We start from the raw sequence: 19,606 nt of genomic DNA, 5'->3' as shown, positions 1-19,606 counted from the left end.
ATCCGCTCGGAGTCCGTCACCCGACGCGCCGACCCTCGATCCAGGTGCCGATGATCTCGACATCCGGGAGGCGTTGGGCATCGACAGACAGCGGGTCCGTCTGCCACACGGTGAAGTCGGCGCGCTTGCCGACCGTGATCGTGCCGGCCACGTCCTGCCAGCCTGCGGCGCGGGCGGCGTTGACGGTGTAACCCTCGAGCGCCTCTCGGGCGGTGAGTCCCTGATCGGCGCGGATAGGCTCGACGTCCGGTCTCTCGACGGGTCGCCGCAGGATGGTGTCCGCCATCATGGCGCGGGGGTCAAACGGCGTGATCGGCCAGTCCGAGCCCAGCGCTATCACCGCGCCCGCGTCACGGAGGTCCCGGCAGCGCCACCCGTGACCGGCTCGTTCCACGCCTAAACGCGTCGACCAGTTGTCGGAGAAGTCCGCGCGAGTGTGGTGCGTCCCGTGAACGGGCTGCATGCTCGCGACGACACCCAGCTGCGCGAAGCGCGGGACGACGTCGTCGGGGATCGTCTCGATGTGCTCGATGCGATGAGCGCCGGCCGCCACCTGGGGACCCAGCGCCTCGAGCGCGTCGAGGACGAACGCGACGCCGCGATCCCCGATGGCGTGTGTGGCCGTCGGGATCCCGTGCTCGACGAAGAACGCGACGGCGTGGCGGTACTCGTCGGGATCGGTCCAGATGGACGTGGTCCCCTGACCGTAAGCATCGGGGGTGTCTAGCCAAGCGGAGCCGTTGTCGATCGTGCCGTCGATGAAGAACTTGACCCCCTCGACCCGCCAACGGCGTCCACCCGTGCCCTGCAGCGCTCTGACCTCCTCGAGGTCCGCCGCTGAGGCGCCGGGGTAGACGAACGGCGAGAACTTCAGACGGACTGGCAGGTCGTCGTCTTGCTCGAGGATCTCCATCAGCGGCGCGGTGAAGCGGTGGTAGTCCATGACGTAGGTGGTGGTGATACCCGCCGCAGCCATGCCGTCGAGCACATTCCGAAGACGCGCGGCCATCACCTCGAGCGACTCGTCCGGTGCGTAGCTCAAGACGAGGTCCATCGCCCGGACTTCGAGGATGTAGCCGCTCGGCGACCCGTCATCAGACACCCCGATGCGCGACTCGTCGGGGAACGTCTCCGCTCCGGTGAGACCGGCGACGCGGATCGCGGCCGCGTTCACGATCGCGGAATGTCCGTCCCGCATGCGCAGGAACGTCGGCACATCGCCGGTGACGTCATCGAAGACGCGGCCGGTGAATCCGCTTTCGGTGAAGAGATTCGGGTCCAATCCCCAGCCGTGCGCCCACTCCCCCGCCGGTGTCGCCGCGGCAGCCGTGCGTACCCGCTCGCGCACGGTGTCGAGGTCGAGGTCGGTGAGCTGCACTCCACGCGTGAGCTCCAGCCCCCAGACGACGTGGGTGTGACTATCCGTGAGTCCCGGTGTCAGCACCCCGCCGACCTGCTCGATGGCTGTCGCGTCTCCGGCGAGAGCGCGGATGTCCTCAGGAGCCCCGACGGCGCTGATCACCCCATCGCTGACGGCGACCGCGCGGGCGTCCGGGACGGATGGGTCGAGGGTGAGGACGGAATCGACGATGACGATGAGGTCGGGCGTTGCCATGGTGGCCCCTTACTTGGCGGCCACGGTGGCGGCGGCAGATTGGGAAGAGGTCGATCTGCGTCCGAGCTGCGCCCAGGACGATCGGATGATGCGCTGGATGGTCGAGTCCAATCCGACGGCGACGATCAGCATGACGCCGATGAGGACGGTCTGCAGGAACGGGGACGCCTGCAGGAAGATGAGTCCGTTGTTCAGCACCCGGAAGAACAACAGGCCGGCCACGACGTTGGAGATGCGCCCCAGGCCGCCCTCGAAGGCAACGCCACCCAGGAGGACGACGGTGAGGGCGTTGAGCTCCATACCGGTGCCGATCGTCGGGCTGGCGGACTGCACCTTCGCGGCGAGCATGATGCCGGCGAAGGCCGCGAACAGACCGCTCACTGCGAACAGGATGAACTGGGTCCGAGCCACACGCACACCCATGAGGCGTGCGGCTCGGCGGTTGCCGCCGATGGCGAGCACCTGCTTTCCGAACTGCGTGCGATTCAGGACGTACCAGCCGCCGATGATGAGCAGGACCAAGATGACGATCTGCACCGGGACGGGTCCGAGACCTGCGGTGCCGATGCTGCGGAAGTCCTCAGGGAGATCGGTGCGGGTCACCGTCTTGCCTCCCGTGATCAGCAGAGCCAGTCCTCCCCACACGCTCAGCGCACCGAGCGTCACGACGAAGGAGTTGAGGCCGAGGTAGGCGATGAGCACGCCGTTCAGAGCGCCGGCCGCGAGTCCGACCAGCAGTCCGACGAGGAGTCCCATCGCCGTCGAGCCGGTGGATGCCATCACCATGCCGGCGCTGACACCGGCGAGTGAGGCGACCGATCCGACGGAGAGGTCGATGGTCCCGGACATGATGAGGAAGGCGAGCGGCAGCGCGATGATCGCGAGCTCCGTGGCCTGCATCAGGACGTTGGTCGCACTGGACAGCGTGAGGAAGTTGGGGTTGAGCACGCCGAAGAGTGCGATCAGCGCGACCAGCGCGATGAAGATGCCGTTCTTCGCGAGGAAGAGTTTGGCTCGGGAGCTGTTCATTGGGTCGGTTCTCCTGTGTGAAGGTCGAGGGTCAGGCGGCCGCGGCAGCGAGGGCCAGCAGCTCGCCCAGAAGGTTCTCGTCGAAACGGTCAGAGCGCGCGACCTCGGATACACGGTCGCCGACCATGACGTAGGAGCGATCGCACATCGACGCGATCTCGTCGGACTCGGCGGAAGCGACCACGACGCACACGCCGCGAGCCGCCGTCTCGCGCACCACGCGCACGATGTCGACCTTGGCCCCCACGTCGACACCCTGCGTCGGCTGTGCGAGGAGGAGGACACGCGGGGTCTGCGGATGGGTCCATCGGGCGAGCAGATGCTTCTGGCGGTTGCCGCCGCTGAACGAGGAGATGGCGGCCGTGTGGTCGGGGCCCGTGATGCCGAAGTCCTCCCGCGCCCGGCGGTAGACGTCGAGCCCGGAGGAACCGGTGACCCAGAAGGCCCGCCACCACGGCCGCGAGTACCACGGCAGCAGCACGCTTTCCAGGGCGGTCTGCTCCTGAACGAGACCGTCGCGCTCACGATCGGCGGGCACCAGGAAAATGCCCTTGGTGATCGCATCGGCCGGGCTGGTCACCGTCGTGCGGGTGCCGCCGAGGAGGACGGAATATCGGCCGTCCTGGCCGCCGAGCGCGCTGAGCAGGTCGAATTGCTCACCGGCCGCCATCCCGAAGAGACCCACCACTTCGCCCGCGTGCGCGATCACCTGAGAACCCCGCGTGGTTTCGAGCATCCGTTCTCCGATGCGAGCGTCGGCGAACACATTCTCCTGGATGTCGGGGACGAGCGCAGAGGCGAGGAGTGACGGGGTGAAGGATGCCGCGTCATCGTCCTTGACGATGCGTCCGCCGCGAAGCACCACGATCCGGTCGCAGACGGTGAGGATGTCGGGCAAGCGGTGCGACACGTACATGACCGTGACACCCTCGGCCGCGAGGGAGCGGATCAGGTCGTGGAGGTAGTCGGTCTCGGCACGGCCCAGAGCCGCGGTGGGCTCGTCGAGCAGCAGCAGCTTCATGTCTCCGGCCAGCAGACCTCTCGCGAGGTCGACCAATTGCCGGTCGCCGAGGCCCAGTGCTCCCACGGGGGTGTCCAGGGCGACCGAGGACCCGACGCGATCGAGCGCGGCACGGGCGGCGGCGGCACGTTCCGCGCGGTGCCCCCGACCCGGGCGCCCGAGATAGAGGTTGTCGAGCACCGACAGGTTCTGCGCCAGGGCCGGCTCCTGGTGGATCACGGTGATGCCGAGGTCGCTCGCGTCCCGCGGAGTCAGACCCCTGCCCGTATCCTGCCCGTCGATGCTGAACCGGCCCGACGTGGCCGCGATGACACCGGAGACGACGTTGAACAGGGTCGTCTTGCCCGCTCCGTTATGACCGAGCAGACCGACGATCTGACCGGCGGGCACCTCGAAGTCGATCTCGTCGAGCGCCAGGGTGGCACCGAACCGCACGCCGATGTCCGTCAATGCGAGACGGGGTGTTCGATCGATATCTCGCACGACCGTCTCCGATGTCATCGCGTGCGTCACTTGACGTAGAAGGTGTCGATGTTGTCCGCCGTGACACGCTCCGAGGCGAGCGTCGTGTCGGACAGCTCGGTGCCGCCGGCCGATGCGATGAGGAGCGCCGACATCGCGTCCGCGATGTCCTGAAGGTTCGGGGAGTACAGGATCCGCCAGAAGGACTGGGGGTCTTTGACGATGTCGAGGATCTCGTCGGTGGCGTCGATGCTGCCCAGGGTCACATCCGGGTCCTGCGGGTTGACACCGGAGTCGAGCAGCGCCTGGTACGCGCCGAGCGCCGGGTCATTGCCCATCGACAGCCAGATCTTCGTGTCGGGTTTCGCGGCGAGCTGGTTCTGCGCGGCCTTGTATCCGTCATCGAGCGAGATGACCGAGTGCTCGGTGATCGACACGTTGGCGCCAACGTTCTTGAGCCCTTCGACGATGCCCTCGGAGCGCTCTCGTCCCAGGTCGGTATCCCAGTACCCGAGAAGGGCGACCGGCACTTCCGCGTCCTTCCCGTACTTGTCGTTGACCCACTCGCCCATCGACTCGCCGAGGTGGATGCCGTCGTTGCGGTTATCGATGAGCACCGCGGCGCTCGTGCCCTCCCATGCGCTGGCATAGCCGAGCACCTGCACACCGGCCTGCTGGGCCTGCTGGGTCACCGTGACCATGGAGTCGGACTGCACGGGGTAGCCCATGATGGCCTTGACATCACCGCGGGCGATCCAGGACTCCCAGTCGGAGATCTGCGTCTGCAAGTCCCACTGCGGGTCATCGCTCAGGAATTCGTAACCGGCAGCCTCCACGGAAGTTCCGACCTTGTCGAGGAGCGTGTTCCAGACCTGGATATCGAGACCGCCGAAGCTGAGCGCGACGGCTCCCTTGTCGCTCGATCCGCTGTCCGCGGGTGCGGGGGCGGCCGAGGAGCCGGACGAGGCGGCGAGATTGGTGCAGCCGGTGAGCACGAGGACCGACACCATGGCGGCGGCGGCGGTAAGACGGATGGTTCTGCGCATGGGCGAACTTTCTCTGAGTGAGGGAATGGAACTCGACAGGGTGCAGGAGGTGCAGCGGGTGGAGCTTCGGTGGGGGCGGCTGGTGCTTCGTGAGCGAGCCGTAGGGGGCCGACCGACGACGGTGACGGCCGCATTCCCCGTCAAATGAATGCAATTCATTTGTTGAGGCTTGATAGTAGACCGACGTGCGCCGCTTCCACAAGCACCGGAATTACGGGTGAGAACGGCATGTTACGAACGTGTTCCAAGCTTGTGTACGAGGTCTTCTTCGTGATCATATGAACAGTCTTCATTTGTGACGAGGGCGGCGTGCGGCATCGTTCCGTCGCGAAGCGAGGGGGCCGACATCGATACGCTGGAGTTCTCGTGAACAGCGAATCAAGAGCAGGGTCGAGCATCGCGCGGCGCGCAGGCCGCCCGACGGCGCCGTTGCTCAGCGTCGCGAGCATCGCGTCTGCCGCGATCGGTCTGCTCGATGAATCCGGCGACTTCACGATGTCGGAGCTCGCGCGCCGACTGGGCGTCGGCCCTTCTGCTCTGTACAACCACGTCGCCGGCAAGGAAGAGGTCCTCGCGCGGGTCCGCGAGCTGGTGAGCGATCGCATCGACACCTCCGTCTTCGCGACCGCGCCGTTCTTCGAGGCCCTGTACCTCTGGGGGCGGTCCTACCGCGATGCCTTCGCCCGTCATCCGGCGACCATCGCCGTCTTCGCCACCACACCGTTGAACGGCGCGGTCCGCACGACGGAGATGTACGAGCACGTCGTCCAGGCGTTCCTCGACGCCGGATGGCCCGACAGCGATGTCATGGTCGCCCTCGTGGCGCTGGAGAACTTCATCCTCGGTGCCGCCTTGGACGCTGTCGCTCCCGCGGAGATGTTCGACCTGAGCGACCCCGACGACGCTCCCGCCCTCAGCCGCGTGATCCAGTCGAGGCGCAGTACCGCGGGCGGCCGACGTGCGTCCGATGCGTCCTTCGAGGCGGGGCTGGAAGCGCTGCTCACCGGTATGCGCGTCCGCCTTGCCCGACTGGCGCACCCGGGCCTAGGTGAAGGCGGGCCCTCCACCTAAGCACCGGATGTACGCGCGCGACGACGGAGTGGAGTACTGCTGAGGATGCGGCCTGATCAGCCCCGATGCAATGCCTCGGCGAACATCACGATGATGTCGCTCGGTCCGCGGAGATACGTGAGCTTGTAGGCGTCTTCGTACGTCGCGACACTCCGCAGCGGGAAGCAGCCGTGACGTCCGGCGATGGCCAGCGCCCCCTCGATGTCGTCGACGGCGAAAGCGACTCGGTGCATGCCGATCTCGTTGGGCCGGATCGGCTCCCTCTCGACCGCATCGGGATGGACGTACTCGAAGAGCTCTAGTTCGCCGCCGCCCTCCGGTGGTCGAAGGACGGCGATCTTCGCGTGGTTGCCGTCGAGACCCACGGCGGTGTCGGCCCAGGCGCCGCTGACGGTGTCGCGCCCGCCGACCTCCAACCCGAGATCGGTGAAGAACGACACGGCCGCTTCGAGGTCGCGGACCGCGATCCCGACATTCGCGATGCTGATGGTCATGCTCCGCATGCTAGCGAGCCGTGTCGGCGGGAGAGCTCTGCAGTCGTGACCGGAGCGCGAAGCCGATGGTCCGACCGTGCTTCTACACTTCACCCATGGCGTCCGCCGACTCGCTCATCCCCCTCCCCTCCGCCGCAGAGACGGAGACCCGTTTCGTCGCCCGCAGCGGCGCCATCGTCACACTGCGCCTGATGGACTCCGACCTCTGGGAGGTGAAGCTGGACACTCGCGGCGACTACACCGCAACGCTGCACCGGAGCGCCGACGGCACATTCGAGCTGCGGCCGGTCCGTGGCGTCCACGCCGTCGGACAGACGGGTGTCACCGATCAGGAGCTCTACGACCGCTTCTGAGCGAGAACTCTCGACAGGGCCCCGTTCCCCGGTAGATCCTGTTCGGTGGGAGGGCAACGCGAGTGGAGTCGGCGCCATCGAGGACCACCCGCACGACGACGAAGGAGTCGCGATGAGGACGCTCAGATACTCGATCAACGTCACGCTCGACGGCTGCTGCCACCACGAAGCCGGCCTCCCGCCGGACGAGGAGTCCATGCGCTTCTGGACCGATGAGATGGCGCATGCGGACGCGTTGATCTTCGGCCGCACCACGTACGAGATGATGCGGTCGGCATGGCGCCGGCCGGCTGACGGAGTGTGGCCCACATGGATGGATGCCGCGGCCGTCGCCTTCGCGGAGGCGATCGACGGCGCGCGCAAGCACGTGGTGTCGACCACGCTGAGCGAGGTCGACTGGAACGCCGAGCTGCTCTCGGGCGACCTCCGCGAGAACGTGCAGCGGCTCAAGGATCAGCCGGGCGGGCGACTCTGGGTGGGCGGCGTGACCCTCCCCACCGCGCTGGCCGACCTCGGACTCATCGACGAATACGAGTTCCTCGTGCACCCGGTTCTGGCCGGCCATGGTCCGACGCTCCTCGCCGGACTCGGCGAGCGCGTGGAGCTCGAGTCGGTCGACAGGCGCGCGTTCAGCTCAGGGGTCACGGCCGCGCTATACCGCCCGGCGCGAACCCACGACTGAGCAGGCATCAGGCGGGGTGCTTGGCCAGAAGCTTCGACATGGCGATCATCGCTCCCCCGATCACGGCGGGAATGCCGCCGCCGGGGTGCACCGAGGCGCCCACGCGCCAGAGCCAAGGCGCGCGGAGATCCCGGTAGCCCGGCTGGTGCAGCGGGCCGCTCATCCAGAGCGGACGCGCCGCGCCGTAGAGCGCACCGTGGGGTTCGCCGAACGAGCCGAAGTACTGCGGGTCGAGCACCGTGCTGCCCACCATCGCGTCGGTGAGCGGCGCGTCGAAGCCCATCGTGGTGGAGATGCGCTCGACCTCGCGTCGCACGAACGGGTGCTCGAGCGTGTAGTCGCCGCCGTCGGCGGGCGCGGTCAGCAGGATGCCGAGCGTGCTCCGGCCGTTCGGGTACACCTCGCCGGGTCGGTAGTGGTTGACGAAGGCCATCGTGTCGGCCGGCTCGTCGCCCGCGGCGAGACTGCGGTGCAGCGCGGCAGGCTTCGTCGGGAGGATGACGCTGTGCGCCGCGATGTGCTCGGGCAGCGGGTCTCGCAGCACGCCGTAGATCGCGAGGGCCGAGCACGAGAGCGTGTGCGAGCCGCGGGCGCGGTCCCCCCGCAGCTGCTCCAGCCGGTCGGCATCGAGCGAGCTGACCACGAGATCGGCGGCGTACGAGGCCTGCGTCGTCGTCACCCGACCGCGCTCGACCCGCGTGACGGCCTCGCCCGTCCGCACCACGGCACCCGCAGCATCCGCCAGTCTCGCGAGGGCGAGCGCGACCTCGTAGACGCCTCCGCGCGGCACCCAGACCCCGGTCTCGGCCATGATCGCCGGCATGCTCGCGTACAGCGCGGGCGTGCGCGAGGGCGAGACGCCCGCGTTGAGCGTGTGGATGGCGATGATCTCGCGCAGGCCGTCGGGGAGCCAGTCGAGGCTGTCGAGGTAGGCGCGGGTGGTCAGTCGCGGACCGTACACGGCGAGCAGGCGGCGCAGGGCGGGCAAGGACGAACGGTCGAGCGGATCCGCGATCAGCAGCGCGGTGACGTCGTCGGCGAGAGGCGCGTGCAGATCGCTGAAGCGGCGCCACGCCGGGTACCAGGGGTGATCGGGTGGCACGGGCAGCGAGACGGTCTCGCCGTCGTAGTAGTAACGCCCCACCTCGGGCAGGCGCTCGAGCTCGATGGCGCCCGCGTCCGAGATCGGACGACCGCCGGCGTCGAGGCGGCGCAGGAGCTCGTCCCAGACACCCGGGAAGGTGACCAGCGACGGACCGGTGTCGATCCGCTCCCCGTCGATCTCGATGCGACGGCTCTTGCCGCCGACGGTGGCGGCCGCCTCGAGGACCGTCACCTGATGACCGGCGCGGGCGAGGAAAGCGGATGCTGCGAGCCCACCGAGCCCCGCTCCGATGACGACGATACGACTCACGACATGACTCCTCGTCTGCGGAGAGCGGGCCGCATCAGGGATACATCCCGAGGAACATCGCGGCCAAGAGGAGACCGCTCGCAACGGAGCCGGCGATGTACGGGAAGGCGACGGACACGGGGTAGAGGCGACGGCCCGTCGCGGGCAGAGGACGCCGCAGCAGCTGCACGACCAGGAAGCCCGCGAGGACGATGTTGACGATGGCGACGGGCACGCTCACGAGGGCGAAGAGGGCGGTCGAGACCAGCCACCAGATCCCGCTCCAGATCGCGGTGCCGCGCGGTCCGAGCCGCACCGCCGTCGTGGTGATGCCCGACGCGCGATCCTCCTCGATGTCCTGGACCGCGTCGTACGCGTGCTTGGCGACACTCCACGCCATCAGGCCGATGACGGCCGGCCACACGGGGTCGGCGCGGAGCGCGACGGGGAGGATGAGCAGCGGCAGTGCGTAGGCAGCGTTGCTCAGCGAATCGAGGAACGGGCGCCGTTTGAACTGCAGCGGCGGAGCCGAGTAGAACACGAAGATCAGCGTGTAGAGCAGGATGACCGCCACCGCCAGCGGCGGCAGCGCGATGACGAAGTAGACGAGGAACGGGAGGTTCGTGACGGCGACCGCCCACGCGATGAGCCGCACCTCTGTCGGCTCGATCAGCGCGCCCTCGATGGAGCCCTTGCGCGAGTTCAGCGCGTCGGTGTCCTGGTCGAAGATGTCGTTGACGCCGTAGATCAGCAGGTTGAACGGCAGGGTGAGCCACACGAGGATCGGCAGCGCCTGCAGGTCGAACAGCTGTCCGGTCAGCCACATACCCACGACACCGGTGCCGATGGCGTTGATCCACAGCACCGGCCGGGAGATGTGCACGAGCCGGGACACGGTGGACCACGCCGTGCGGGTGCGGGTGCGGGTGCGGGGCTCAGCCCCGCTGCGATCAGCGATGGCGACACCCGGCCGACGGCTGCGCCGGCGGGACGGTGTGGTCGTCGATGTCGCTGCTCCTCGGGCTGTCGCTGCACGGCACGTCCGATGAGACGCCATGCGCGATTTTACCGTCGATGATGCACCGGGCGGCGGGGTTGACCGCGGAATCGGCACCGTCCCACCGCCCCACCGAGACGGGACGGTGCCGGGTGGGGGCGAACCCCAGATCCGCCGATCCCACGACTCAGCGTGACATCCCGTCGCGGCGGTGCACCACACCCCGAGGGGTGGCAGACAAGGCCCGGAAGGGCGCACTCCCGAAAACTTTCGCTTACGAAGGCCGCCCTCCGCCCACTACGGTGACGGCGTGACGAAGGTGTTGATCGTGGGCGGCGGACCCGCCGGGATGGCTTCAGGACTGGCGCTGACCCAAGCGGGTGCGGATGTCGAGATCGTGGAGGCCTCCGCGGACTGGCGACCCGGCGGCATCGGGCTGGCACTGCAGAGCGCGCCGCAGCGCGCGACCAAGAGTCTCGGCATCCACGAGGACCTGGTGCACGTCGGTCGACGACACGACGTGATCGACATGTGCGCGGCCGACGGCACCCCGATCGCCCAGATGCCCCAGCTGAACGTCAACACCCCGGAGGACCCGCCGCTCCTCGGGATGACGCGCGAGGCGGTCCACGACGTGATGGTGTCGGCCGTCGAGCGCGCGCGCATCGCCGTGCGCCTCGGCACCACCGTCGAGGACATGGTGACCTCCGAGGATCACGCCGACGTCGCCCTGTCGGATGGGACGCACGTCGCCGTCGACTACGTCATCGGCGCGGACGGAGCGCATTCGGCACTCCGGCAACGCCTCTTCCCGGATGCCGCGGAGCCGGCCTACGCGGGACAGTCGATCTGGCGAGCCGCCGCCGTCTGCCCGCCGGGGCTCGACCGCTACACGATGATGCTCGACGGGCCGATCCGCCTCGGCCTGGTGCCGCTGCCCGATGGTCGCCTCTATCTCTGGATGCTGGACTCTGGCATCGGCGCGGCGCGGCCGCCGCGGGAGGACCTTCTGCGGCTCTTCCACGAACGCCTCGCACGGTTCGGGGGCTTCGCCCCTGCCGTCGCATCGCAGCTGACGGACACCGACCAGGTCGACTTCCGTGCTCTGACGTGGCTGCTGATGGCACCGCCCTGGCACGCCGGCCGGACGCTGCTGATCGGCGACGCCGTCCACACCACGACGCCGCACATCTCGTACGGGGCCGGGCTCGCGATCGAGGATGCGGTCGTGCTCGGCGAGCTGGCGGCATCAGGCCTGGCGTTCCCCGAGCTGGCGGAGAAGCTCGCCGCGCGGCGCTTCGAGCGAGCCCGAGCGGTCGTCGAGACGTCGTTGCAGCTCTCGCAGTGGGAACAGCCGCCCGGACCTCCCGAACCCGCGGCGCCCGGACGCCTCATCGGACAGACGCTCGCCTTCCTGGCACAGCCGCTCTGACGCGACGGATGCTGCGGCGCCGGGTTGCAGCATCCGCTTCACTTGACGCGTCTCGCCGCAGGAACCCGTCGGTACCCACCACACGCGTCAGGTGAACAACGGCGACCGCCCGATCAGGCGACCGGCTCGGCCGCAGCACGCTCCTCGTCGGCGTGCGCCGCGACGCGCAGCGTCGCGATGCGGCGGCGGTCCATGGCGGTCACGTGGATGGTCGCGCCCGGCACCTCGACACTGTCGCCGACGACGGCGAGACGCCCGAGCTGCTCGGTCACGAACCCCGCGACCGTGTCGGACGCGCCGCGCGGCAGCGCAAGGCCCGTGGCCTCCTCGAAGTCCTGCAGGTTGAGGCGGCCGTCGACCTCGCCGCCCTCTGCGATCGCCGCGACGTCGGTGTCGTACTCGTCGAAGATCTCTCCGACGACCTCCTCCACCAGGTCCTCGAGGGTGACGATGCCGTCCGTTCCGCCGTATTCGTCGATGACGACAGCGATGTGGCTGCCGTCTGCGCGCATCCGCGACAGCGTCGGCAGCACCCGGGCGGTGGACGGGAGGTAGGGGATGGACCGCACGAGCCGGTCGAGCGGGCGCTCGGGATCGGCGGCAGCCGCCTCGAAGAGGTCGCGGACGTGGACGAACCCGACGATGTCGTCGATGGACGACTCCGACACCGGATAGCGGGAGAAGGGCAGGTCCCGCACCTGCTCGATCGCGTCGGCGACCGTGCCCGACTCGTCGAGGGCGACGACCTCGGGGCGCGGCCGCATGACCTCGCTGAGCTGGCGTCCGCGCAGCGACAGCACGTCGTCGAGGATGCGGCGCTCCTCCTCGGGGAGTCCCTGCTGGCTGGCGACGATATCGCGGAACTCCTCCTCGCTGAGCTCGTCGACCGTCTTGTGCGGGTCGCCGCCCAGCAGCCGCACGACGGCGTTGGTCGACACGGACAACAGCCAGATCACCGGGCGCATCACGATCGCGAAGCCGTTGAGCACGGGCGCGACGGCGTAGGCGAACTGCGCGTTGCGCTGGATCGCCAGACGCTTGGGCACCAGCTCGCCGAGCACCAGCGAGAGATACGCGATCACGAGGGTCAGCAGCACCGTCGCGAGCGTGGTCGACAGCGGAGCCTCCACCCCGACCGCCTCGAGCAGCGGCGCGACGGACGGGGCGATGGATGCCGCGCCGTACGCCGCCGACGCGAACCCGGCGACCGTCACGCCGATCTGGACGGCGGAGAGGAAGGTGTTCGGATTGCGGGCGAGGCCCGCGACCTTCTCGCCGCGCTTGCCCCGTGCGGCCAGCTGGTTCAGCTGGCTCTCGCGGAGCGTGACCAGGGCCATCTCGGTGGCGGCGAACACGCCGCCCACGAGGACGAACACCAGCACCAGCACGACGTTGAGCAGCAGATCGCCCATCAGCGCATCTCCCCCGTCGCGGAGGCGTGCAGACCCGGCCGGACCCGGGTACGGGGACTGTCGCCGTCAGGCGACGCCGCCGTGGAGCCGCGCGTCATCGGGAGCGCTTCCGCTGCTCGTCGATCGGCCGCACCGGTTTGGTGGGCTCGACCTGGCCGGTCACGGCTCCCTCGCTGCCGGCGGCGACGCTGACCTCGGGCTCGACCGCCGAGGTCTCGGCGGCGGTCGCCTGGGGAGCGTTGCGCGTCTTCATGAGGCTGGCGACCGTGGCCACCGTGATGGTGAGGCCGATGAACAGGAGCGAGAACCAGATGGGGATCTCCGGAACCCACAGCAGCGGCTCGCCGCCGTTGATGAAGGGCAGCTCGTTGACGTGCAGGGCGTGGAACACGAGCTTCACGCCGATGAAGGCGAGGATGACGGCCAGACCCTGCGCCAGGTAGACGAGGCGCTCGAGCAGTCCGCCGATGAGGAAGTACAGCTGGCGCAGCCCCATGAGCGCGAAGGCGTTCGCGGTGAAGACGATGTACGCCTCGTCGGTCAGGCCGTAGATGGCGGGGATGGAGTCCACCGCGAAGATCAGGTCGACGAAGCCGATCGCGATGATCGTCAGCAGCATCGGGGTGACGAAGCGGCGACCGTCCTTCTTCACCGTGAGCTTGTCCTCGTGGTACTCGTCGGTGACGGGCAGGTGACGGCGCACGAACTGCATGAACTTGCCGTTGGCCGGGTCGGACTCACCGTGCGAGAAGGCCTGGCGGTAGGCCAGGAAGAGCAGCAGCGCGCCGAAGATGTAGAAGATCCACGAGAAGTTTTCGATCAGCGTCGCACCGACGGCGATGAAGATGCCGCGCAGGATCAGCGCGATGATGATGCCGATCATCAGCACCTTCTGCTGATAGATCTTCGGCACGGCGAACCCGGTCATGACGATGAGGAAGACGAAGAGGTTGTCGATCGACAGCGCCTTCTCCGTCAGGTAGCCGGCGAAGTACTCACCGCCGAACGTCCATCCCGACACGACGCCGATGCCGACGCCGAACAGCAGCGCGAGGCCGATGTAGAAGGCCGACCACCGGGCGGACTCGCCGATCGACGGCTCGTGCGGCTTGCGGACGTGCGCGAAGAACTCGTAGACGAAGAACAGGATGGTCACCGCGATGGTGATGATCCAGATGAGCGGGGTGATTTCCACGGAAGACTCCAAGGGGTGGCGTGGCTGACGAGAGTGACGCCAAGGTCTCCTCCATCCTCGAGATGAGGACCGGCGACCCGGGATGCGAGTGCATCCGTATTGACGAGCCGACCGCGGTCGGGAGTACTCCCCTTGGACTTGCGAGACTACCGGATGCCGAAACCCGAAACTGGGTATTGACAGAGCGCACGCACGCTCGATAGAACCATTCGTCCGAATGGATCAACGGATGCCGCGGCCTCTCACCCCACGAGCGGGCGGGCCATCGCGAGCTCCTGCCCGTTCGGTCCGGTCACCGTCACGCCGGTGGGCGTGAACCCGAGCCGCCGGTACGCCGCCTGGGCGCGGTGGTTGTCGACGTGCACCTCGAGGCCGAGCTCGTCGGCGCCGCGCACCCGAGCCCACTCCCCCGCCGCATCCACGAGCGCGTCCAGGACACCCGCGCCGCGGTGATCGGCCGACACGAACACGCCGACGAGCAGCGCCCGCCGCCCGGGCCGCGCTGCCAAGACCGTCGCCGTGCCGACCCACCGGGGCCCGTCCTCGGCGATGAACTGACCGGAGTCGTCTCCGAGTGAGCCCGTGACGGCCCGGTCCGTCCAGAACGGCATGGGCCGCGCCTCGGCGATCTGCCGCGTCTCGTGGAACGCGAGTCCGGCAGCCGGGTCGTCGAGCGCCTCCAGGCGCAGGGCGCGCACGCGCTCCGCGTCGGTGGCCAGGATGCGCCGCACCTTCATCGTGCCGGCGTTTCGTCGGAGTCCCCGGCCTGTGTCGACGGGAGCAGACGCCCGCCGGCCGCGGCGATCTCGTCGAGCGCGGCGGCAGAGGAGTCGGCGTGCACGCCCGCGATGAGGTCGGTGAACACCCGCACGGTCCGCCCCGCCGCCAGAGCGTCGAGGGCGGAGGCACGCACGCAGTAGTCGGTCGCGATGCCGACCACGTCGATGTCGCGGATCCGGTCCGCGTCGAGGAGGTCGGCGGCCGTCCGCCCGTCGTCGGTCACGCCCTCGAAGAGCGAGTAGGCGGGCCGACCCTGCCCCTTCTTGAGGTGATGGGTGACCGGCGCGGTGTCGAAGACGTCGTCGTAGGCCGCACCATCGGTGCCCGCGACGCAGTGCACGGGCCAGGTGTCGACGAAGTCGGGTGTCTCGGAGAAGTGCCCCCCGTTGTCGCCGTCGCCGTCGTGCCAGTCGCGCGACGCGACGACGATCTCGTAGTCGGCGGCGTGCGCGGCGACGAACTCAGAGATGCGCGCGGCCGCAGCATCCCCGCCCTCCACGCCCAGCGCGCCGCGCTCGGTGAAATCGTTCTGCACGTCGACGATGAAGAGGGCTCGCGTCATACCTCGACAGTACGCCGCGAGCCCCCTGCCTCAGCCGTCGCGACGGGCGCGCATCTCCCGGCGCGAGCGGGGCGAGCGCGACGCCGGCGGTGCGTCGACGGTTTCCGGACCTCGACGCCACAGCTTCGACGGCCACCAGATGGCGCGGCCGATGTCGTAGGCCGCGGCGGGCACGAGCAGCGAGCGCACGAGGAAGGTGTCCAGCAGCACGCCGAACGCCACGATGAAAGCGAGCTGCGCGAGGAACAGGATCGGGATCACGCCGAGCGCCGCGAAGGTGGCGGCCAGCACCAGGCCGGCCGAGGTGATGACGCCGCCGGTGGCCACGAGGCCGCGCAGGAGTCCCGACCGCGTGCCGTGCACCAGCGACTCCTCGCGCACGCGCGACATCAGGAAGATGTTGTAGTCCACCCCCAGCGCGACCAGGAACACGAATCCGTAGAGCGGCACCGCTGGGTCGGCCCCGGCGAAGCCGAAGGCGAAGTCGAACACCAGCGCGCTCACGCCGAGGGAGGCACCGAACGACAGGATGACGCTCAGCACCAGCAGCACGGGAGCCAGCACGGCGCGCAGCAGCAGCATGAGGATCAGCAGGATCACCAGCAGCACGATCGGGATGATGAGCGTCCGGTCGCGGATCGACGTGGCGTTGGAGTCGATGTCGGTCGCCGTGACGCCGCCCACCAGGGCCGTGCCCGCTCCGAGCGCGTCGTCCATCGACGTGCGCAGCTCGCGCACCGTGTCCTCCGCGGGCACCGAATCGGCAGCGTCGGTGAGGGTCGCCACGAGCAGCACGTCGCCGTTCGCGACGGTCGGCGCGGGCGCGGCGGTGCCGGGAGGACCGACGGCCGCGAACACCGGCGCGCCGTTCTCGACCGTGACGGCGGCCTGTCCTGTGGGGGAATCCGCGGATGCCGCGGCCACCGACTCGACGCCGTCGTTCCCGTCGAGCACCGTCACGGCCTCCGCCACGCGGTCTTCGGGGACGATGACGTACGCAGGGCTGCCCGAACCACCGGGGAAGTGCTCAGCGAGCGCGACCTGGCCGTCGCGGGCCTCGGAGGCGCCGAGCACCAGGTCGCTCGTCGGTACGCCGTCGGCCTTGAGCTGGAGCACCCCCGCCGCGGACGCCAGGAGCACGACGGTGCAGACGATCCACACCGGGCGGGCGTGGCGTGCGACGAACCGCGCCTGACGGGGCCAGATGCCCGTCACCGGCTGGGTCAGGTCGTCGGGGATGCCGGCCCCGGCCCGCTTCGGGATGAACGGCCAGAACGCGGCGCGCCCGAAGAGGGCGAGGAGCGCGGGGAGGAAGGTGAGCGCCGAGAGCACGGCGAAGACGATGCCGATCGACGCGATCGGCCCGAGGGCGCGGTTCGTCGCGAGGTCGGACAACAGCAGGCAGAGGAGGCCAGCGATCACCGTTCCGCCGGAGGCGACGATCGGCTCGAACGCTCCGCGCCAGGCCCGGGTCGTGGCATCCCACCGCTTCTCGCCCTCGCCGATCGCCTCGCGGAAGCGGGCGACGTAGAGCAGCGCGTAGTCGGTGGCGGCGCCGATCACGAGGATGAAGAGGATGCCCTGCACCTGGCCGTTGAGGACGAAGATGCCCGCCTTGGCCAGCCACCAGACCGTGAGGAGCGCCACGCAGAGCGCGAAGACCGAGGTCAGCAGCACGAGGATCGGCAGCAGCGGCGAGCGGTAGACGATCACGAGGATCACGAAGACGGCGCCGAGGGCGACGCCGAGCAGGAGGCCGTCGATGCCGAGGAAGCCTTTGACGAGATCGGCGGTGAAGCCCGCCGGGCCGGTGACCCACGCCTGCAGGCCGTCGGGCAGGGCGGCCTGCACCGCCGTGCGCACCGCCTCGACGCTGTCGCGGACCTCCCCCGACGCGTCGATCGGCACGAAGATCTGCGCCGCCTCGCCGTCGTCGGAGACGATGGGCGGCGAGACGCCGTCCTGCACGCCGTCGACGCCGCCGATGGTCTCGCCGAGCGACTGGATGTCGGCGACCTGCGTCTCCGTGAGCGCGCCGTCGCCCGTCACGACAACCACGGCGGGGATGCTCTCGTCGCCCAGGAACTCGGGCAGGCGCTCGCTGACCTGGGTCGCGTCCGCGCTCTGCGGGAGGAAGCTCGACTGATCGTTCGAGGAGACCTCGTCGACTTTGCCGAAGTACGGTCCGCCGATCGATCCGCCGACGAGCCAGATCAGGACGAGGAGCGCGGGGATGCCGACGCGTAGCCAGCGTGACGGCGAGACGGACGCGCGGGTGCGGCGGGACGGAGGCGGAGTCATTTCGCTAGCTTATCTAGCGAAGGGCTCTGCGCGCCACCCGAGGCGCGGCACCGACGTCTGTGTGTCGGCTGCGGGCCGCGAACCGGGTCAGCCGCGCACGAACAGCAGGATCCACGAGGTGATGAGCGCCACCACGCCGACGCCGATGAGTCCGAGCGACAGGAGCTTGGCGGCGCGCACCGCCGGAGAGCCGGGCGTCGTGCGCATCCGGTTCATCCACCCGCGTCGCGCGTAGACCTCGACCATGTCGCGACCGCCGAGCTCGGCGTGGTCGTGCGCGCTCAGCGGCGCCTCGTTGACCGCGCCGTCCTCGCCGAACCAGCGCGCGAGCAGGCCGTGCTCGCCCTCCTCGACGACCGCCTGCACCGGCACCCAGGTGCCGTCGAGCAGGAAGAGCACCAGGGCGACGCCGGCGATGAGGGCGCCGAGTCCGAAACCCGCCCGCGCGAAGATCTCCACGACGGCATCGAGCGTCGAGTCCATGGGCCCGCCGTTCCGGACGAGTACGACGAAGGCCCGCCGCAGCGGGCCCGAATCATCCGAGCCACCTAAGGGAATCGAACCCTTGACCTATTCATTACGAGTGAATCGCTCTGCCGACTGAGCTAAGGTGGCGCGCCTCGCTGACGCGATGCACGATCCACAATCCTACCCTGTCGCCACGGCCCTCGCGAACCGCGCTCGGCGGCGGGTTCGGCCGCGTGTCGACGTGTTACGGCCGATTCTCCGGACGCGGAACCGGCACGTAGCGTCGTGACGGTTCCGCGGCGAGGCGAGTGCGGCACCTGGTCGCGCTTGCGGTCGAGACCGCAGTCGCGGACGTCGATCCGAGGAGTTCCCCCCATGTCCACGTCCAGAAGACTCATCACAGCAGCGGCACTCGCCCTCCCCGTCGCTCTCCTGCTCAGCGCCTGCGCCGGCGGATCCGATACGGCCGGCTCCGACGGCTCCTCCTCTGCCCCGGTGCGCATCGGCGTCGTCGGCGCGGGCGACCCCTACTGGGAGACCTACAAGGAGGCCGCGGCCGCCGAGGGCATCTCGGTCGACATCGTCGACTTCACCGAGTACACCCAGCCCAACCCGGCGCTGTCGGCCGACGAGCTCGACCTCAACCAGTTCCAGCACATCGTCTACCTCGCCACCTACAACGTCGCCTCCGACGACGACCTGCAGCCCATCGGCGCAACGGCGATCTACCCCCTCGCGCTCTACTCGACGCAGTACGACGACGTCGCCGACATCCCCGCCGGATCGACCGTGGTCGTGCCCGACGACGACAGCAACCAGGCCCGCGGTCTGCTCGTGCTCCAGTCGGCCGGACTCATCGAGCTGGCCGACGGCGGCTCGATCTTCTCGACGGTGGCCGACGTCCAGCCCGACTCGAAGGTGAAGGTGGAGGCCCTGGATGCGGCGCTGACGGCGACCTCGCTGCCCGATGTCGCCGCGGCGATCATCAACAACGACTTCGTCGATGACGCGGGGCTCTCCTTCGACGACGCGATCGCGAAGGACGATCCGTCCGACCCGAACGCGGTGCCGTACGTCAACATCTTCGCCGCCAAGGCCGCGGATGCCGACAACCCGACGTACCAGAAGCTCGTCGAGATCTACCAGAACACGCGGGGCGTGCTCGACGGCGCCCAGGAGGCCGCGGGCGGGACGGCGGTGTTCGTCAAGACGCCGGTCGCCGACCTCCAGAAGGCGCTGACCGACGTCGAGGACGACATCCGCGCCAACCAGTAGACACCCTCGGCGGCGGCC

18 protein-coding genes and 1 tRNA gene are annotated in these 19,606 nt (G+C 69.1%); 5 read left to right on the top strand and 14 right to left on the bottom strand.

Going from position 1 to position 19,606, the window contains the following annotated elements:
- Nucleotides 1-16: 16 nt before the first annotated feature.
- From ABC304_RS09370 to ABC304_RS09355, 4 genes are read right to left on the bottom strand one after another with little or no spacing between them, the layout of a single operon-like run.
- Nucleotides 17-1,615: an amidohydrolase gene (locus ABC304_RS09370; RefSeq protein ID WP_412930337.1), complete on the bottom strand. Its 1,599-nt coding sequence runs from the start codon at nt 1,613-1,615 to the stop codon at nt 17-19.
- A 9-nt stretch (nt 1,616-1,624) separates the two neighbouring features.
- Complete coding sequence (locus tag ABC304_RS09365) at nt 1,625-2,644, bottom strand: ABC transporter permease (RefSeq protein WP_412930336.1); 1,020 nt, start codon at nt 2,642-2,644, stop codon at nt 1,625-1,627.
- Nucleotides 2,645-2,675: 31 nt separating this feature from the next.
- On the bottom strand, nt 2,676-4,148 hold the full coding sequence (locus ABC304_RS09360) for an ATP-binding cassette domain-containing protein (RefSeq protein WP_412930335.1): 1,473 nt from the start codon (nt 4,146-4,148) through the stop codon (nt 2,676-2,678).
- A gap of 26 nt (nt 4,149-4,174) precedes the next feature.
- Nucleotides 4,175-5,173 (bottom strand): sugar ABC transporter substrate-binding protein, encoded by a 999-nt coding sequence (locus ABC304_RS09355; RefSeq protein ID WP_412930334.1) that lies wholly within the window; start codon nt 5,171-5,173, stop codon nt 4,175-4,177.
- A gap of 366 nt (nt 5,174-5,539) precedes the next feature.
- Between ABC304_RS09355 and ABC304_RS09350 the strand changes: the two genes are divergently transcribed.
- Nucleotides 5,540-6,244 (top strand): TetR/AcrR family transcriptional regulator, encoded by a 705-nt coding sequence (locus ABC304_RS09350; protein WP_412930333.1) that lies wholly within the window; start codon nt 5,540-5,542, stop codon nt 6,242-6,244.
- 56 nt (nt 6,245-6,300) lie between these two features.
- Here the strand turns inward: ABC304_RS09350 and ABC304_RS09345 are convergent, their stop codons facing one another.
- On the bottom strand, nt 6,301-6,738 hold the full coding sequence (locus ABC304_RS09345) for a VOC family protein (protein ID WP_412930332.1): 438 nt from the start codon (nt 6,736-6,738) through the stop codon (nt 6,301-6,303).
- A 95-nt stretch (nt 6,739-6,833) separates the two neighbouring features.
- Between ABC304_RS09345 and ABC304_RS09340 the strand changes: the two genes are divergently transcribed.
- Both ABC304_RS09340 and ABC304_RS09335 read left to right on the top strand, forming a co-directional pair.
- Nucleotides 6,834-7,091: a hypothetical protein gene (locus ABC304_RS09340; RefSeq protein WP_412930331.1), complete on the top strand. Its 258-nt coding sequence runs from the start codon at nt 6,834-6,836 to the stop codon at nt 7,089-7,091.
- Nucleotides 7,092-7,203: 112 nt separating this feature from the next.
- A complete protein-coding gene (locus ABC304_RS09335; protein WP_412930330.1) occupies nt 7,204-7,773 on the top strand; it encodes a dihydrofolate reductase family protein in 570 nt (189 codons plus the stop codon).
- A 7-nt stretch (nt 7,774-7,780) separates the two neighbouring features.
- Here the strand turns inward: ABC304_RS09335 and ABC304_RS09330 are convergent, their stop codons facing one another.
- On the bottom strand, nt 7,781-9,187 hold the full coding sequence (locus ABC304_RS09330; protein WP_412930329.1) for a phytoene desaturase family protein: 1,407 nt from the start codon (nt 9,185-9,187) through the stop codon (nt 7,781-7,783).
- A gap of 34 nt (nt 9,188-9,221) precedes the next feature.
- Nucleotides 9,222-10,124: a UbiA family prenyltransferase gene (locus tag ABC304_RS09325; RefSeq protein ID WP_412932893.1), complete on the bottom strand. Its 903-nt coding sequence runs from the start codon at nt 10,122-10,124 to the stop codon at nt 9,222-9,224.
- A gap of 349 nt (nt 10,125-10,473) precedes the next feature.
- Between ABC304_RS09325 and ABC304_RS09320 the strand changes: the two genes are divergently transcribed.
- Complete coding sequence (locus tag ABC304_RS09320; RefSeq protein WP_412930328.1) at nt 10,474-11,595, top strand: FAD-dependent monooxygenase; 1,122 nt, start codon at nt 10,474-10,476, stop codon at nt 11,593-11,595.
- A 113-nt stretch (nt 11,596-11,708) separates the two neighbouring features.
- Here ABC304_RS09320 and ABC304_RS09315 read toward each other — a convergent pair whose 3' ends face one another.
- The 7 genes from ABC304_RS09315 to ABC304_RS09285 all read right to left on the bottom strand — a co-directional run bounded on the left by ABC304_RS09315 (nt 11,709) and on the right by ABC304_RS09285 (nt 18,460).
- Nucleotides 11,709-13,007: a hemolysin family protein gene (locus tag ABC304_RS09315; RefSeq protein WP_412930327.1), complete on the bottom strand. Its 1,299-nt coding sequence runs from the start codon at nt 13,005-13,007 to the stop codon at nt 11,709-11,711.
- Between the two features lie 94 nt (nt 13,008-13,101).
- Nucleotides 13,102-14,202, bottom strand: coding sequence for a TerC family protein (locus ABC304_RS09310; protein WP_412930326.1), 1,101 nt, complete (start codon nt 14,200-14,202; stop codon nt 13,102-13,104).
- 242 nt (nt 14,203-14,444) lie between these two features.
- Nucleotides 14,445-14,939, bottom strand: coding sequence for a GNAT family N-acetyltransferase (locus tag ABC304_RS09305; RefSeq protein ID WP_412930325.1), 495 nt, complete (start codon nt 14,937-14,939; stop codon nt 14,445-14,447).
- Nucleotides 14,936-15,544 carry an isochorismatase family protein gene (locus ABC304_RS09300; RefSeq protein WP_412930324.1) on the bottom strand — a complete coding sequence of 203 codons (609 nt, stop codon included), beginning with the start codon at nt 15,542-15,544 and terminating at the stop codon, nt 14,936-14,938. The genes ABC304_RS09305 and ABC304_RS09300 overlap by 4 nt, the downstream gene beginning before the upstream one ends.
- Nucleotides 15,545-15,574: 30 nt before the next feature.
- A complete protein-coding gene (locus tag ABC304_RS09295) occupies nt 15,575-17,845 on the bottom strand; it encodes an MMPL family transporter (protein ID WP_412930323.1) in 2,271 nt (756 codons plus the stop codon).
- Between the two features lie 87 nt (nt 17,846-17,932).
- Complete coding sequence (locus tag ABC304_RS09290) at nt 17,933-18,328, bottom strand: hypothetical protein (RefSeq protein WP_412930322.1); 396 nt, start codon at nt 18,326-18,328, stop codon at nt 17,933-17,935.
- Between the two features lie 59 nt (nt 18,329-18,387).
- A tRNA-Thr gene (locus ABC304_RS09285) sits at nt 18,388-18,460 on the bottom strand.
- 228 nt (nt 18,461-18,688) lie between these two features.
- On the opposite strand from ABC304_RS09285, the gene ABC304_RS09280 reads away from it, so the two are divergent.
- Nucleotides 18,689-19,588 carry a MetQ/NlpA family ABC transporter substrate-binding protein gene (locus ABC304_RS09280; protein WP_412930321.1) on the top strand — a complete coding sequence of 300 codons (900 nt, stop codon included), beginning with the start codon at nt 18,689-18,691 and terminating at the stop codon, nt 19,586-19,588.
- Nucleotides 19,589-19,606: the final 18 nt, after the last annotated feature.

This window comes from Microbacterium jepli (genome assembly GCF_047237905.1).
GTDB lineage: Bacteria > Actinomycetota > Actinomycetes > Actinomycetales > Microbacteriaceae > Microbacterium.
Note: the sequence above shows the minus strand (reverse complement) of the source record. Positions and strands in the feature narration are given on the sequence as shown.